General features: G+C 40.6%; 14 protein-coding genes and 1 CRISPR repeat array. Of the genes, 4 read left to right on the top strand and 10 right to left on the bottom strand.

All coding sequences use genetic code 11. The features are described from left to right. The first annotated feature begins 17 nt into the window (after window positions 1–17). Window positions 18–1,385 (top strand): carbohydrate ABC transporter permease, encoded by a 1,368-nt coding sequence (locus ACFORE_RS00445; RefSeq protein WP_380434888.1) that lies wholly within the window; start codon window positions 18–20, stop codon window positions 1,383–1,385. After that, a complete protein-coding gene (locus tag ACFORE_RS00440) occupies window positions 1,385–2,221 on the top strand; it encodes a sugar ABC transporter permease (RefSeq protein ID WP_380434887.1) in 837 nt (278 codons plus the stop codon). The genes ACFORE_RS00445 and ACFORE_RS00440 overlap by 1 nt, the downstream gene beginning before the upstream one ends. A 102-nt stretch (window positions 2,222–2,323) precedes the next feature. On the opposite strand, the gene ACFORE_RS00435 is transcribed toward ACFORE_RS00440, so the two are convergent. The 4 genes from ACFORE_RS00435 to uvrB form a co-directional block, all read right to left on the bottom strand. After that, window positions 2,324–2,788: an 8-oxo-dGTP diphosphatase gene (locus tag ACFORE_RS00435; RefSeq protein WP_154454685.1), complete on the bottom strand. Its 465-nt coding sequence runs from the start codon at window positions 2,786–2,788 to the stop codon at window positions 2,324–2,326. 23 nt (window positions 2,789–2,811) lie between these two features. Continuing rightward, window positions 2,812–3,183: a type II toxin-antitoxin system death-on-curing family toxin gene (locus ACFORE_RS00430; RefSeq protein ID WP_264879702.1), complete on the bottom strand. Its 372-nt coding sequence runs from the start codon at window positions 3,181–3,183 to the stop codon at window positions 2,812–2,814. Continuing rightward, window positions 3,180–3,437 carry a type II toxin-antitoxin system Phd/YefM family antitoxin gene (locus tag ACFORE_RS00425; protein ID WP_264879701.1) on the bottom strand — a complete coding sequence of 86 codons (258 nt, stop codon included), beginning with the start codon at window positions 3,435–3,437 and terminating at the stop codon, window positions 3,180–3,182. The genes ACFORE_RS00430 and ACFORE_RS00425 overlap by 4 nt, the downstream gene beginning before the upstream one ends. Window positions 3,438–3,515: 78 nt before the next feature. Then, entirely contained in the window at window positions 3,516–5,507 is a 1,992-nt protein-coding gene (gene uvrB, locus ACFORE_RS00420) for an excinuclease ABC subunit UvrB (RefSeq protein ID WP_154454682.1), read from the bottom strand. Between the two features lie 190 nt (window positions 5,508–5,697). Here uvrB and ACFORE_RS00415 point away from each other — a divergent pair, with 190 nt between their 5' ends. After that, window positions 5,698–7,878, top strand: a complete 2,181-nt coding sequence (locus ACFORE_RS00415) for an amino acid ABC transporter substrate-binding protein/permease (protein WP_380434883.1) — start codon at window positions 5,698–5,700, stop codon at window positions 7,876–7,878. Beyond that, window positions 7,878–8,618 (top strand): amino acid ABC transporter ATP-binding protein, encoded by a 741-nt coding sequence (locus ACFORE_RS00410; RefSeq protein ID WP_154454680.1) that lies wholly within the window; start codon window positions 7,878–7,880, stop codon window positions 8,616–8,618. Before ACFORE_RS00415 ends, ACFORE_RS00410 begins: the two co-directional genes overlap by 1 nt. A 350-nt stretch (window positions 8,619–8,968) precedes the next feature. On the opposite strand, the gene ACFORE_RS00405 is transcribed toward ACFORE_RS00410, so the two are convergent. The 6 genes from ACFORE_RS00405 to ACFORE_RS00380 all read right to left on the bottom strand — a co-directional run bounded on the left by ACFORE_RS00405 (window position 8,969) and on the right by ACFORE_RS00380 (window position 15,107). Next, a complete protein-coding gene (locus ACFORE_RS00405) occupies window positions 8,969–9,142 on the bottom strand; it encodes a hypothetical protein (RefSeq protein ID WP_154454679.1) in 174 nt (57 codons plus the stop codon). A 92-nt stretch (window positions 9,143–9,234) separates the two neighbouring features. Next, entirely contained in the window at window positions 9,235–10,548 is a 1,314-nt protein-coding gene (gene obgE, locus ACFORE_RS00400; protein ID WP_154454678.1) for a GTPase ObgE, read from the bottom strand. 64 nt (window positions 10,549–10,612) lie between these two features. Next, window positions 10,613–10,741 (bottom strand): DUF4044 domain-containing protein, encoded by a 129-nt coding sequence (locus tag ACFORE_RS00395; RefSeq protein WP_167829270.1) that lies wholly within the window; start codon window positions 10,739–10,741, stop codon window positions 10,613–10,615. 71 nt (window positions 10,742–10,812) lie between these two features. Further along, complete coding sequence (locus tag ACFORE_RS00390) at window positions 10,813–11,541, bottom strand: pseudouridine synthase (protein WP_154454677.1); 729 nt, start codon at window positions 11,539–11,541, stop codon at window positions 10,813–10,815. A 97-nt stretch (window positions 11,542–11,638) separates the two neighbouring features. Then, window positions 11,639–13,288 carry a peptide ABC transporter substrate-binding protein gene (locus tag ACFORE_RS00385; protein WP_380434881.1) on the bottom strand — a complete coding sequence of 550 codons (1,650 nt, stop codon included), beginning with the start codon at window positions 13,286–13,288 and terminating at the stop codon, window positions 11,639–11,641. Window positions 13,289–13,463: 175 nt separating this feature from the next. Then, window positions 13,464–15,107 carry a SulP family inorganic anion transporter gene (locus ACFORE_RS00380; RefSeq protein WP_380434880.1) on the bottom strand — a complete coding sequence of 548 codons (1,644 nt, stop codon included), beginning with the start codon at window positions 15,105–15,107 and terminating at the stop codon, window positions 13,464–13,466. 451 nt (window positions 15,108–15,558) lie between these two features. Then, window positions 15,559–16,184: a CRISPR direct-repeat array (repeat unit 36 nt; unit sequence GTTTTGGAACCATTCGAAACAACACAGCTCTAAAAC). Window positions 16,185–16,198: the final 14 nt, after the last annotated feature.

Genomic DNA, 16,198 nt, shown 5'->3' with positions numbered 1-16,198 from the left:
ATATAAAGGAGCTTTGTATGTTTAACTCACATCATTTTGACAGTGTGACGGTTCAAGAGGCTTTCAAAAAAGGTGGCTTTGATACAAAACTGTCATTTTTAATAATGGGATTTTCAAATCTCTATCATAAACAGTTTATCAAAGGCTTGTTATTCTTACTGTCTGAGATACTCTTTTTAATCGCCTTTGTGACTCAGGTCATTCCACGTATTAACGGCTTGATTACTTTGGGAACAAATGCTCAAGGTTTGGTGGAAAAAGATGTCGGCGGAATTAAGATGAAGGTTGCCATGGAGGGTGACAACTCAATGCTGCTCCTCATTTTTGGTTTGGCTTCTTTGATTTTCTGTCTTTTCTTTGTCTATATTTACTGGTGTAACCTAAAAAGCGCCCGTAATTTGTATGTTTTGGACAAGGAACATTTAAAAATTCCATCTTTTAAAGAAGATTTTGAAACCTTGGCTAACGGTCGTTTCCACATGACTTTGATGGCTATTCCATTGCTAGGAGTGCTTTTGTTCACTGTCTTGCCATTGATTTACATGATTTGTTTGGCCTTCACCAACTACGACCACAACCACTTGCCACCTAAGAGCTTATTTGACTGGGTCGGTTTCTCTAACTTTGGTAGCATCTTCAATGGACGCATGGCGGGAACTTTCTTCCCTGTTCTATCATGGACATTGATTTGGGCGGTATTTGCCACTGTAACCAACTTCTTCTTTGGTATTGTCTTGGCTTTGATCATCAACACTAAAGGCTTGCGATTTAAAAAATTATGGCGAACAATCTTTGTTATTACCATCGCCGTTCCGCAGTTCATCTCTCTTCTTATCATGAGAAACTTGCTTAACGATGCTGGTCCTGTTAATGCCATTCTTGAAAAAATTGGGTTGATTTCAGCAGCAAATCCACTTCCATTCTTATCAGACCCTATTTGGGCGAAATTCTCAATTATCATCGTGAATATGTGGGTTGGTATTCCAGTAACAATGCTTGTTGCAACTGGTATCATCATGAACTTGCCACAAGAACAAATCGAAGCGGCTGAAATTGACGGAGCAAGTAAGTTTCAAATCTTCAAGTCAATTACCTTCCCACAAATTTTGTTGGTGATGATGCCAAACTTGATTCAACAGTTTATTGGAAACATCAATAACTTCAACGTTATCTACCTGCTAACAGGTGGAGGACCAACAAACTCAAACTACTACCAAGCAGGTAGCACAGACTTGCTGGTTACTTGGCTCTACAAACTGACCGTTACCGCGGCAGACTACAACCTAGCTTCTGTTATCGGTATCATCATCTTTGTTCTTTCTGCAGTCTTCAGTCTTCTAGCTTATACAAGAACAAGTTCTTATAAAGAAGGGGTTGCAAAATAATGAAAAACAAAAAGCGATTAACACTAACATTTGTTTATATTTTATTGATTGTTTTATCAATCATTTGGCTTTTCCCTATCGTTTGGGTTGTCTTAACCAGTTTTCGTGGCGAAGGAACGGCGTATGTTAACTACCTTATTCTAAAAACATGGACACTGGATAACTACATCAAGCTCTTTACGTCAAGTGCCTTTCCTTTTGGGCAATGGTTCTTAAACACCTTGTACGTTGCAACCGTTTCATGTATCATTTCAACCTTTATCACAGTAGCCATGGCTTACTCATTGAGCCGTATCAAATTCAAACACCGCAATGGTTTCCTTAAAATTGCCCTTGTCTTGAATATGTTCCCGGGTTTCATGAGTATGATTGCCGTTTACTACATCTTAAAGGCATTCAACCTTGACCAAACCCTACTAGCCTTGATTTTGGTTTATTCAGCTGGTGCCGCACTCGGTTTCTACATTGCTAAAGGCTTCTTTGATACCATCCCGTATTCACTTGATGAATCAGCAATGATTGATGGGGCAACACGCGCTGATATTTTCTTTAAAATCACCTTGCCGCTATCAAAACCAATTATCGTTTACACTGCTTTGATGGCCTTTATCGGACCTTGGATTGACTTCATCTTTGCCAAAGTTATCCTTGGTGATGCGACAAGTAAATACACTGTCGCTATCGGACTCTTCTCAATGCTTGAACAAGATACCATCAATGAATGGTTCATATCATTCACGGCTGGTTCGGTTATCATTGCTATCCCAATCACCTTGCTCTTCATGTTTATGCAAAAATACTACGTTGAAGGCATCACAGGTGGTTCGGTTAAATAATAGACAAGACACACACTCTCCTTCCTACAGTAATACACAAAAAATACACGAAAAGCTTGGATTATCCGTCCAAGCTTTTTTGTTGTTTTATCAAGGCAATACTCACCAAAATTCGCGTAGGAAGTCATCTTCTAAGCGTTCGCGGTAAAAGAGTTCGTTGAGATTATCCTCATCAAAGACACGAAGTAAATTCAGCATATCATAGGCAAGAGGAAGTTGTGGCAACTCTTGTCGAGATACCCATTTGACTTCGCCCTCATCAGACGAACGAAGGTTACCTTCAAATTCAGACGTGCGATAAAGAAAGACCAGATAACGCTCATCGTCCTTGGTGTACCAATGTTTCATGCCAACTAATTGCGGGTGTTTGATGGTTAAGCCCGTTTCTTCCTTAATTTCACGAATAACCGATTCAACCAAGCTTTCATGCGGCTCAATGTGTCCACCTGGTAGAGCAGCTCCTGACCAAGCATAACGTTTTGGGTCCCGAATCTGCATCACCAACCGCCCCCGATCGTCCTCAATCAGACACATATTGGTTAAAATCACATTTTGTGAACGTGACATCTCGTCCTCCTCATATACGAAAATCAATGATTTTCTACAAAATCTAAAATAGCTTCATACGTTATTTGTGATGCTGCTATACCAATCCTAAGATGAACTAATTCTTCATCTGTACACTCCAGTACAATACCATTAATTTCTAGGAGTACGAGCATCACAAAAATACCTATACGATTATTACCATCTAAAAAAGCGTGATTCTTAATCAAAGAGTAACATAGCCTAGAAGCCTTCTCTTCAATAGTTGGATAGCGATCAACTCCAAAATAAACATCGAAAACATTAGAAAGCGATGATTCGACTAATCCTTTGTCGCGAACACCATCTACACCTCCAGAAGCTGCAATTAATTGACTATGTAGGGCAATAACCTGTTCAACGGTTAAATGTTTCATTTTGCGAGTTCCTTAAAAGCATCTAAATGTCTTGACAAAATAGCATTTGCCACATCATCAACACTAGCTTGATCTGCAACAACTGTTTCTTCTTGTTCTTCTTGAACTAGGGTATTGTAATCAAGCAGGACATATTTAGGTTTATTATTCTTTAAAATAACAGCCGTTCCTTTATTGTCAACCATACGAGCTACTTTAGAAAAATTTTGATTTGCCTCAGTGATTGGAACTAAATTTTTAAGATCGATTTGCATTATGATTGCCCTCCTTTTTGATTATCATATCATTTTTAATGACGAAAAACAAAATAATAGGATGAATTTATCCTATTATTAATCCATCGCCTTTAATTCTAGCACCATATCGCGTAATTGGGCTGCCAGTTCAAAGTCAAGGATTTCTGCGGCTTCTTGCATTTGTTTTTGGAGTTTTTTGATGGTGTCTTGGCGTTCTTTTTTCGTCATGCTGTTGTAATCAGGAATATCTTCTGCCACGTCGGTGTCAGCCGTTTTCGAGATCGCAATCAAATCACGAATGTCTTTCTTAATGGTTTGTGGGACAATGCCGTGTTCTTTGTTGTAACGCATTTGGATTTCACGACGACGAGCCGTTTCATCCATGGCTTTTTGCATGGATTCGGTAATCTTGTCCGCATACATGATAACGTGTCCCTCACTATTACGAGCAGCTCGTCCGATAGTTTGGATTAAGCCACGTTCATTTCGCAAAAAACCTTCTTTGTCAGCATCCAAGATGGCCACCAAGCTAACCTCAGGCACGTCAATTCCTTCGCGCAGCAAATTGATACCAATTAAGACATCAAAGACGCCCAGACGCAGGTCACGAATGATTTCTGTCCGTTCTAGCGTCTTAATATCTGAGTGCATGTATTTGACCTTGACGCCCATTTCCTTCAAGTAATCGGTCAAGTCTTCTGCCATTTTCTTGGTTAAAGTGGTAATGAAGGTTCGCTCACCTTTTTCCACACGGGCATTGATTTCACCCAGCAGGTCGTCCATTTGTCCCATGGTCGGACGCACTTCAACCTCAGGGTCAAGCAATCCAGTCGGACGGATGATTTGTTCAACAATGGTATCCGTTTGCTCTAGCTCGTAGTCACCTGGAGTGGCTGACACATAAACAATTTGGTGAACGTGGCTTTCAAACTCTTCCCGACGTAAAGGACGATTATCCAAGGCACTTGGCAAACGGAAACCGTGATTAACCAGCATTTCTTTACGCGAACGGTCCCCGTTATACATGCCTTTAATTTGTCCCATGGTCATGTGACTTTCATCCACCATGATGAGAAAATCCTCTGGGAAAAAGTCTAGCAAGGTAAACGGTGGCTCGCCTTCTGAACGACCATCCATATAGCGAGAATAGTTTTCGACACCGCTAGTGTAGCCCATTTCGCGGAGCATTTCCACATCGTACTCTGTCCGCTGGCGAATACGTTGCGCCTCGATGAGTTTGCCTTCTGACTCAAATTGTTTGACCTGTTCTTCCATTTCCGCCAAGATCTCCTTGATGGCGTGCTCCATGTGCTCTTCGTTGGTCACGAAGTGAGTGGCTGGGAAAATCGCCAAGTGTTCCACCTCGCCAAGCACTCGTCCTGTCAAACTTTCAATTTCGCAGATACGGTCAATTTCATCCCCGAAAAATTCCACACGAAAGGCATGGTCATCACGGCTGGCTGGGAAAATTTCAACCACATCACCGCGCACACGAAAACGCCCACGTTGGAAATCAATATCATTTCGCTCAAACTGAATGTCCACTAAGTCATTCAACAACTGATCACGTGAGATTTCTTGTCCAGGACGTAAGCTAACTACGCTATCTGCATATTCTTTGGGCGAACCCAAACCATAGATACAAGACACCGATGCGACAACAATCACATCGTTACGTTCCAGCAAGGCAGAGGTCGCCGAGTGACGCAATTTATCAATTTCATCATTCACCGAGCTGTCTTTTTCAATATAAGTGTCACTTGATGGCACATAAGCCTCAGGTTGGTAATAGTCATAATAAGATACGAAATATTCCACGGCATTATCAGGGAAAAATTCCTTAAATTCCCCGTAAAGCTGGCCCGCCAAGGTTTTATTGTGGGCAATGACCAAGGTTGGCTTGTTAACCTGAGCAATCACCTGACTCATCGTGTACGTTTTACCAGTTCCCGTTGCTCCCAACAGAATCTGCGCCTTTTCACCGCCTTCAATATTATCAACCAATTCCTTAATTGCTTCTGGCTGGTCACCAGCAGGCTGGTATTTTGATACTAATTTAAACTGATTATCTGTTACCCTATCAATCATGTTTTGCCTTCCTCTTCCATTGCTTTGATGTCCTCATTTTAACACAAGTTTGACGGAAAATCTGCTTTAGACTTCTTAAAGCAACTGGCATTTTTATGTTATATTTTCTAACATCGTCTGTTGCTTAAATTTGCCTTAACTTGTGAATTTTGATATAATAGCGCTATTACTAACCAAAAAGGAGACTAACATGAAGCACAAATTGAAAGCTCTTATGCTAGCTATGCTCTCTGTATTCTTTGTGTTGGGTGCAAAGACGACGCACGCTGATACGATTAAGATTGTGTCAGATACCGCCTATGCCCCATTTGAATTTAAAGACTCAGATCAAACCTATAAAGGTATTGACGTTGATATTATCAATGAAGTTGCCAAACGCGAAGGCTGGGACGTTGATATGACCTTCCCAGGTTTTGATGCGGCGGTAAATGCCGTTCAGTCTGGACAAGCAGATGCCTTGATGGCTGGTACGACAATCACAGACGCTCGTAAGAAAGTATTCACTTTTTCTGATCCTTACTACGATACCGCTGTTGTTGTATATACACGTGGCAACGCTAAAATTTCAAGCTACAAACAGCTTAAAGGAAAAACCATCGGGGTTAAAAACGGAACCGCTTCTCAAAGCTTCTTGAAAGATAATCAAGAAAAATACGGTTACACCATCAAAACATTTGATACCAGTGATCTTATGAATAACAGCCTTGATGCTGGTTCTATTGACGCTGCCATGGACGACGAACCTGTTGTTCAATACGCTATCAAACAAGGTAAAGATTACGCCATTAACATGGACGGCGAAAAAGTCGGTAGCTTTGCCTTTGCCGTTAAAAAAGGTAGCCAATACGAATACCTTATCGATGAATTTAACGAAGGTCTTGCTTCTATGAAGGAAGACGGTACTTATGATGCTATTATGAAAAAATGGCTAGGCGAAGACACTAGTGAATTAGAATCAACTGGTGACGCTAAGGCCAAAGCCACTCCAGTCAAAGATACTTATATCATCGCATCTGATACATCATTTGCACCATTTGAATACCAAGACGGTAATAACACCTATACTGGTTTTGATATGGACTTGATTAAGGCCATTGCCAAACAACAAGGTTTCAACATCAAAATCAACAATATCGGCTTTGATGCAGCACTCAATGCAGTGCAATCAGGACAAGCTGATGGGGTTATCGCGGGAATGACTATCACAGATGCCCGTAAAGCTATCTTTAACTTCTCAGATCCTTATTACACAACCAATATCATCCTAGCGGTTAAAAAAGGAAGCTCTGTTAAATCATACGAAGACCTTTCTGGTAAAACCGTTGGAGCTAAAAACGGTACTTCTTCTTACACTTGGTTGGAAGAACACGCTGATCAATACCACTACACTTTGAAAGCTTTTGATGAAGCTTCTACAATGTACGATAGTTTGAACTCAGGTTCAATTGATGCCTTGATGGATGATGAAGCTGTTTTGGCTTACGCTATCCAACAAGGACGCAACTTTGAAACACCAATTCCTGGTGAAGCTTCAGGTACCGTCGGATTTGCCGTTAAAGCTGGTTCAAATCCTGAATTGATTGAAATGTTCAACAACGGACTTGCAGCCCTTAAAGCAAACGGTACTTACGACAAATTAGTTGCTAAATACCTCACAACTTCTTCAGATACATCTAGCTCAGCATCTGATTCAAGCGTGAATGAAACAACGATTTGGGGACTTCTTAAAAACAACTACCGTCAATTGTTGGCTGGTTTAGGAACAACCCTTGGCTTAACCTTGATTTCATTTGCGATTGCCACTGTTATCGGTATCATCTTTGGTATGATGGCTGTCGCTCCAAATAAAGTCCTACGTGGTATCTCAGCAGTCTTTGTTGACGTGATTCGTGGTATCCCACTAATGATTGTTGCGGCCTTCATTTTCTGGGGAATTCCAAACCTTATCGAATCAATCACAGGTCGCCAAAGCCCTATCAACGACTTCCTAGCAGCGACTATCGCCCTCTCACTAAATGCTGGTGCTTACATCGCCGAAATTGTCCGTGGAGGAATTGAAGCCGTACCAAAAGGTCAAATGGAAGCCAGCCGTAGTTTGGGTATCTCATACGGCACAACCATGCGCAAAGTTATTTTACCTCAAGCTGTTCGCCTCATGCTACCAAGCTTTATCAACCAATTCGTTATCTCATTGAAAGATACAACAATCATGTCAGCGATTGGTCTTGTGGAACTCTTCCAAACAGGTAAAATCATTATCGCCCGTAACTACCAATCATTCCGTATGTACGCTATCTTAGCAGTTATTTACCTCGTAATGATTACCCTTTTGACTCGTTTAGCAAAACTGTTAGAAAAGAGGCTTAAGTAATGTCAGAATTGAAAATTGATGTTCAAGATTTACATAAATCTTACGGAGACAATGAAGTCTTAAAAGGAATTACCACTCAGTTTCATGAAGGAGACGTTGTTTGTATCATTGGACCATCTGGTTCAGGAAAATCAACTTTCCTACGCACACTCAACTTACTTGAAACCATCACTAGCGGTAAAGTCATCGTTGACGGTTACGAACTTTCTGACCCTAAAACGAACGTCGATAAAGCCCGTGAAAACATCGGTATGGTGTTCCAACATTTCAACCTTTTCCCACACATGACCGTGCTTGAAAACATCACTTTCGCTCCTGTCGAATTAGGAAAAGAAAGCAAGGAAGAAGCTGAAAAACACGCGATGGAATTGCTTGAAAAAGTTGGCCTTGCAGATAAACGCGATGCCAAACCAGATAGCCTATCTGGAGGACAAAAACAACGTGTCGCCATCGCTCGTAGTTTGGCCATGAAACCTGATATCATGCTTTTTGACGAACCAACATCTGCCCTTGACCCTGAAATGGTCGGGGATGTATTGAACGTTATGAAAGACTTGGCAGAACAAGGCATGACCATGTTGATTGTAACCCACGAAATGGGATTTGCACGCCAAGTGGCGAACCGCGTTATCTTCACAGACGGCGGTGAATTTATCGAAGACGGCACACCAGAACAAATCTTCGACAACCCACAGCACCCACGTCTAAAAGACTTCCTAGATAAAGTCTTGAACGTGTAACTGAGTAAGAAAAGCCAACAACTAAAGTTGCTGGCTTTTCTACGCTAAGTGTTATAACACTTAGCTAACTCACTTATTAGCAAAAAGAGCAAGTTATTATCGAACTTGCTCTTTTTGCTAATAACCTTTTGAAAATGGTCGGATGCTAAAGTATCTCGACTTTTTACGTTATCTACTATCAGGTAGATAACTTGATTTCTTACTAGCTCCCGATAAAAATCAATATTATTTTTATCAGGAACTAGTAACTCTCTAAATCTATTAGGAGTGTTGTCATTTTGCAGCTATAATACTTTTACTCTAGATAAAAAACCTAGCCATATAGGCTAGGTTTTTAAAGTAAGCAGGCTTTATTCTTTTATTTCTCCTGCTTTTTTTGCGGCTAACTTTTCGCGCTCCAACCGCAAACGTCTATTTGGGTTTAATGTATTGAACAGTTCTTCTAGCTTTTCAGCATTCCAAACATCGGCTGCTGATACAAAATTCCCATCTTTATCTCTAAAAGATATCGGTTTATCTCCCATAAGAACCCCCAATAAAATACAATATAAGATCAATTATAAATCATCACAATTCCTATCGTTAGATAACTATGCTATCAACGACAAGTGGCAGGTTAATCTACAAATTCAAATTCAAAGTTACCGATTCGGACGATATCACCATCTTTGGCTCCGCGTTCACGAAGGGCTTCATCGACACCCATACCACGCAATTGACGGGCAAATTTCATTATAGATTCGTCGCGTTCCATATTGGTCATGACAAAGAGCTTTTCAAGTTTTTCACCTGACAATACCCATGCTGCATCGTCATCACGTGAAATCTCAAATGGAGGTTCGTCTGGATCAAAGCCATAGTAAACTTCTTCATCCACCATGTCATCATCAGTATAAAGCAAGAATTCATCTGTCTTAGCAAGCAATTCTGCTGTTGCTTCCATAAGATTATCCAAACCTTGATGTGCCAAGCTTGAAATTGGGAAAATCATTGGCATTTCTTCGAAATCATCGTAATTCGCAGCCAATTTTTCCTTAAAGACTTTCAAGTTTTCTTCGGCTTCTGGCATATCCATCTTATTAGCCACTATAATTTGTGGGCGCTCCATTAAACGAAGATTGTAAGTTTCAAGCTCGTTGTTAATCGCTAGATAGTCTTCGTACGGATCACGTCCTTCGCTAGCTGACATATCAATCACATGCAAAATAACGCGAGTGCGCTCAATATGGCGAAGAAATTGTGTTCCAAGTCCAACACCTTGCGAAGCCCCTTCAATCAAGCCTGGCAAATCAGCCATAGCAAAACTGTCACCTGATTTGGTGCGAACCATACCTAGGTTTGGCACGATTGTGGTGAAGTGATAAGCACCAATTTTAGGTTTAGCGGCTGTCACGACACTTAGTAAGGTTGATTTACCAACTGATGGGAAACCGACCAAACCAACATCTGCCAAGATTTTCAATTCCAACTGCAATTCACGCTCTTCACCTGGCTCACCATTCTCAGCAATTTCAGGTGCAGGGTTACGCGGAGTCGCAAAGCGGATATTACCGCGTCCACCACGTCCACCACGAGCAACTACAAATTCTTGACCATTTTCAACCAAGTCAGTGATAACTTTGCCAGTTTCGGCATCGCGTACTGTCGTTCCTTGCGGCACTCGAACAATCAAGTCCTCTGCCCCACGACCATGCATTCCCTTAGTCATACCTTTTTCACCTGATTTGGCTTTGAAAATGCGGTTATAACGAAAATCCATCAAGGTGCGCAAACCTTCATCCACTTTAAAGATGACTGAGCCTCCTTTTCCGCCATCACCACCCCAAGGTCCACCGTTGGGAACGTATTTTTCACGACGAAATGCAACCATTCCATCACCGCCACGACCAGCTTTGACACTGATTTTTGCGGTATCTAAAAACATACTCATGATTATTTCCTATTCTTTCATTAAAATTGCACTAAAGCATAAAAAAACGCCTCTTCAGCGTTTCTTACATAATAGAACCGATAGCAGCCGCTACAATGCCTCCTACGGTTACAAGAAGCATCAAGATAACAACTACCATTGTTAATTTTTCAAATAGCGTTTTTTTACGCGGTCCGTTTTCACCAAATGCCACTATTACATACCTCGCTCATTTACTTTATACCTATTATCATAACATTAAAGCAGCAAATAATCAAATAACTACTACAATTCCACACCAAATTCTGCTAAAGAAGCCACTTCTTCAGCACTTAAGCGACGCCATTCTCCCAATGCTAACGAGGTATCCAATTGTAAAGGTCCCATGCTGATGCGCTGCAAATCCACCACGGTTTTCCCGCAAGATTGAACCATGCGTTTCACCTGATGAAATTTTCCCTCTTTAATCGTAATCTCAACAAAACTCGTATCCGTGACCTTATCAACCTCTAAAATGCTCAATCGAGCAGGCTGGCAAACAAAGTCTTTCAAGGTAATCCCTTCAGCAAAAGCAGCTACGTCTTCTTTTGTCATCACACCAGCCACCTTGGCACGATAGGTTTTCTCCACGTGTTTTTTAGGTGATAACATGGCATGAGCTAGTTTCCCATTATTGGTCAATAGCAAAAGCCCATGGGTATCAATATCCAAACGCCCCACTGGAAAGACTTCCTTATCCCAAGCCGTTTTATCCAACAAATCCAAAACCGTTTGATGATGGTTGTCCTCCGTAGCTGAAATAACCCCTTTTGGCTTGTTCAAGAGATAATAAACGTATTTTTCATAAACAAGTCTTTGATTGTCAAAGACAATCTCATCAGTTGAGGCATCTATTTGGCGTTTTGCTGACGTTTCAATCTTATCATTCACACAAATTTGTTTTTTCTTGAGCAATTGCTTGACCTCTGTTCTCGATCCCAACCCTGCTTCAATTAAAAATTTATCTAAACGCATACTAACCTTTCTATAATGGCACTCTTTTTATTGTAGCATTTTCAAAGCATAAAGAAAACAAGGTAGGTAAACCCTACCTTGTTTAATAACCTAAGCCTTATTCTTTGTAAGCGTAAGTAAAGTCAACTGATAATCCTGTTGAGTTACGAACAAGTCCTTTCAATGAAGGATTTTGAAGTGATTCTGTACTACGGAAGTAGATTGGGTTGTAGTAAGCATTTTCGTAAAGGATTTTTTCTGCTTCTTTGTAGTCTTCAGCAGCTGCTTCTGGATCTAGAGCATCTGTTGTGATAGCTTTTTTATAAGCAGCATCGTAATCAGTGTTTGAGAATTTACCATAGTTATATGATGAATTTGATGTGAACAAGCCGTAGAATGTTGAACCTTCTGGGTAGTCACCACCCCAAAGAACAAGGGCAACATCAAAGTTTTGGTTCTTAGTATCTTCTAGACGTTGTTTGAAAGTAACGAATTTTTCTTCAACAGTCAATCCTGGAAGAGCTTCTTCCCAAGTTTGTTTGAGGTAATCAACAGTCGCTTTTGCAACTGGGCTATCAGCATCTGATGTGATAGTCAATTTAACAGAGTCTGTACCCAATTCTGCTAAACCTTCTTTGAAGAGTTTTGTTGCTTCTTTCTCATCATAGCTATAACCTGGCTCAACGTAATCAGTCAAGTCTGTACCATCAGGCAACGTTTCAAGTCCATAAGGTACCAAGGCAGTTGCTGCTTTAGAACCGGTGTCGATAGCGGCTTTAACGATACCTTCGCGGTCTGTTGCCAAGTTAAGAGCTTGACGGATTTTAGTATTTGTCAAAGCTGGTACAGTACCAGTTTCGTTATAAACCAGGTAAGATGTTGTTGCTTCTGGAACTTGGACAACGTCTTTATTGTTTTTGTTAGCGTTGTAGATGGCTTCTGTACCTGAGATACCAGCTGCATCAAGTTCGCCGTCTTTATACATTTGAACGGCTGTATCTGGTTTCTTGATGGTTTGAATGTTGACTTTTTCGTTTTTCACATTGTCAGCATCCCAGTAGTATTTGTTTTTAACCAACTTGAATGTGCCACTTGTACCGTTCCAATCTTCAACAGTGTATGGACCAGAGTAAAGGGCTTTGTCTGAGTTTGTTCCGTAATCAGCACCTGCTTTTTCTACAAATGCTTTGCTTTGTGGCATGAAGTTTGTAAACGAAAGAAGACTCATGAACTGAGGTGAAGGGCTAGACAAAGTAAAGATAACTTTATTGCCATCTGCTTTAACACCAAGTTCGTCAACACTCTTAGTACCAGCGATCACTTCTTCGGCATTCAAAACGTGTGCATCAGAAGCAAGGTAAGCATACTCTGAAGCTGTTGTTGGGTCAACAATACGTTGCCATGTGTAAACAAAATCTTCAGCAGTTAAGTCGCTACCGTCTGACCATTTCAAGTTATCACGCAAGGTTGCTATGTAAGTCAAACCGTCGTCAGAAACTTCAACTTTTTCAGCCAAGTCAGGTTTAAATTCACCTTTTTTATCGCGGCGAAGCAAGTTACTACCTGAGTTACCAATGGCAATAGATGAGTAAGTATCAGTGTTTTTTGAAATGTCTAACGTATTGATTTCAGTTGGAATGCACCAGTTGATTTCGTTTTTTGATGATGACGAAGATGAACTGCTACCTCCACAAGCTGCTAAGGTCACTGCCGACAGCAAGGTCACTGCACCTAATCCAACACGTTTCCAATTTGAAGTGATCTTCATAAATGGTTCCTCCTAACCATAACTTTCTTTCATGATTGATACTATTATAACATACTGTTTTCAAAAAATACAGAAAATTTCTAAATTATTTAAAAATTCCATAATTTCATTTCATTTTTTTGATTTTCTTCTATAAAAGTAAAAAACGACGGCCCTTAGCCATCGTTTTATCAAATTATTGTAATTCTGCTGCTCGTTTTAAGGAAGCATCAATGTTTGGGCAGATATTCTTTTCACCGATTTTTTCAAGAAAACCTGCTTTTTTCATCACACGGAAAGGTTGGGGGTTGACGTGCGATAAAATCAAGGTCATGCCACGTTGCTGACAGGTTTCACGGATTTCTTCAAGAGCATCCAACCCTGAAATATCCATAGCAGGAACATTTCGCATCCGAAGAATCAGGGCATTTTTACCTTCCTCATAGCTAATGTCAAGAAAGTCATTGGTCGTTCCAAAGAACAAAGAACCAAACACTTCATAAACCACGGTATTTTTTGGCACTACTTTTAAATCAAGCGCGTCAGTATTCTCATTATCTGCTTCATCAACCCATTGGCGAACTTCCGCGATGTCTGACATTCGTTTCAAGAATAAAAAGGCCGCTAAAACCATACCAAACTCAATCGCAACCACCAAATCAAAAAAGACGGTTAACAATAGAGTAGTTACCAAAACAACAATGTCACTCTTTGGAGCCGTACGTAGCATATATACAAAAGTTCGCCAACCACTCATATTGTATGCGACCATAATCAAGATAGCCGCCAAGCAACTCATTGGAATCAAAGAGGCATAGGGCATGAGAAAGAGTAAAATTAACAACAAAACAAGTGCATGCGTCATACCAGCGATTGGCGTGCGTCCACCGTTTTTAACGTTGGCTGCTGTACGAGCAATAGCTCCTGTTGCAGGAATGCCACCGAATAAGGCCGACATCATATTTCCCACACCTTGCCCAACTAATTCAGCATTTGAGCGATGACGACTGCCAATCATACCGTCTGAAACCACACAAGACAGCAAGGATTCAATTGACGCTAAAATAGCAATGGTGAAGGCAGGTGATAACAGTTGACGCACCAACGAAAGGGAGATGTTGGGCATTGAAAAGGTTGGTAAACCTGCCTTAATGGTGTACAAATCTCCAATCGTTGGGACAGATAAATGGGCCAGCTGAACAATGACAGTTGTTACAAAAATAGCTACCAGTGAGCCTGGTATTTTTTGAGAAACACGAGGCCAAAAAATCTGAATGCTAAGAGACAACAAACCAATTAGCAAGGTTGGCAAATGAATGGTATTAAGGTGTTGGGCATAAGCTACTAGTTTATCTGTAAATTCAGCAGGAACTGCTCCCATGCTTAATCCCAAGAAATCCTTTAATTGCCCCACTAAAATACCAATGGCAATCCCCAAGGTAAAACCAACCGTAATGGTTTTAGGAATAAAACTGATTAAATTTCCAAATTTTAACAAGCCCATGACAATCATCATCAAACCCGCTAAAAAAGTAGCCGTTGCCAAGCCACTCATGCCATATTGCGAGACGATGCCATAAATAATCACAACAAAGGCGGCGGTTGGACCACCGATTTGTACGCGGCTTCCCCCTAAAAACGAAATAAAAAAACCAGCGATAACACCGGTGTAAAGCCCTTGTTCTGGATTCACACCTGACGCAATTGCCAAAGCAATTGATAACGGTAGGGCGATGATTGCCACGATAATTCCAGCCACAAGATCTTTTGCAAACTGTGCTCTAGTGTAACCCTTGAGCGTGCTAAACAGTTTTGGTTTTATGTATTGAAAAGCGTCCATTCTCTCCTCCTATCTTTATTTGCTCTCAGACGCTTACGAGAACTTCACCTCCCATTTTATCATAGCTCCACCAAAAACTCTAGGCCTCTTAGGCCAAAAAAGCCTGTTATTTCGGTTTTTTTAGCCCTTTTTCACTTAACTTTACAATGATAAGTGTACAATAAAAACTGGCTCTATAATTCTGTAGTAGGTAAATCCACTTTAGAAATTATGGTGCTTTTTCCTCTGTTAAAAACATACTAAGATTAGTAGTGAGAAAATCCCCCGACAGGAGAAAGCACTCGCTACTTTTCCTTTTATGTTAAAGTAGTGGTATCTTGTTAAGTCGAGTTCTCTTTTGACGCTAGACGTCATAACAAAAACTGGCAAGGCACCTGTTTTAGGGAGAATTTTATCAAAGTATGTAGGACGCAAGATATCATTTTCAATACTCGATGTCAGGTGTCCCACATACTTGGAACCATTCGAAACAACACAGCTCTAAAACAATCATCTTCAACTATTTTAGTTCGTGCAGGTTTTGGAACCATTCGAAACAACACAGCTCTAAAACGCGAAAGCACGCGACGGAAGAAATTGATGTGTTTTGGAACCATTCGAAACAACACAGCTCTAAAACAAAGCACCGCTTAATGATGAAGAATTGGAAGTTTTGGAACCATTCGAAACAACACAGCTCTAAAACGCGCAAGCACGCGACGGAAGAAATTGACGTTTTGGAACCATTCGAAACAACACAGCTCTAAAACGGGCCGCTGCCTGTTGTTTGTACAAAAGCAGTTTTGGAACCATTCGAAACAACACAGCTCTAAAACCAACAGCCGTGAAATGTATTTTAAATATAAGTTTTGGAACCATTCGAAACAACACAGCTCTAAAACCTATGAACAAAATAAAATATAACGATAATGGTTTTGGAACCATTCGAAACAACACAGCTCTAAAACTAGAGTTAGAAAAAGAAGACACGCAGAAGTTTTGGAACCATTCGAAACAACACAGCTCTAAAACCTCTGGGTGCAGACATCGGCACGAATGTTCGTTTTGGAACCATTCGAAACAACACAGCTCTAAAACTTAAATATAAAAAT

The organism is Streptococcus alactolyticus (genome assembly GCF_042649785.1).
GTDB lineage: Bacteria > Bacillota > Bacilli > Lactobacillales > Streptococcaceae > Streptococcus > Streptococcus alactolyticus.
This window is presented reverse-complemented; position numbering and strand designations above follow the sequence as displayed.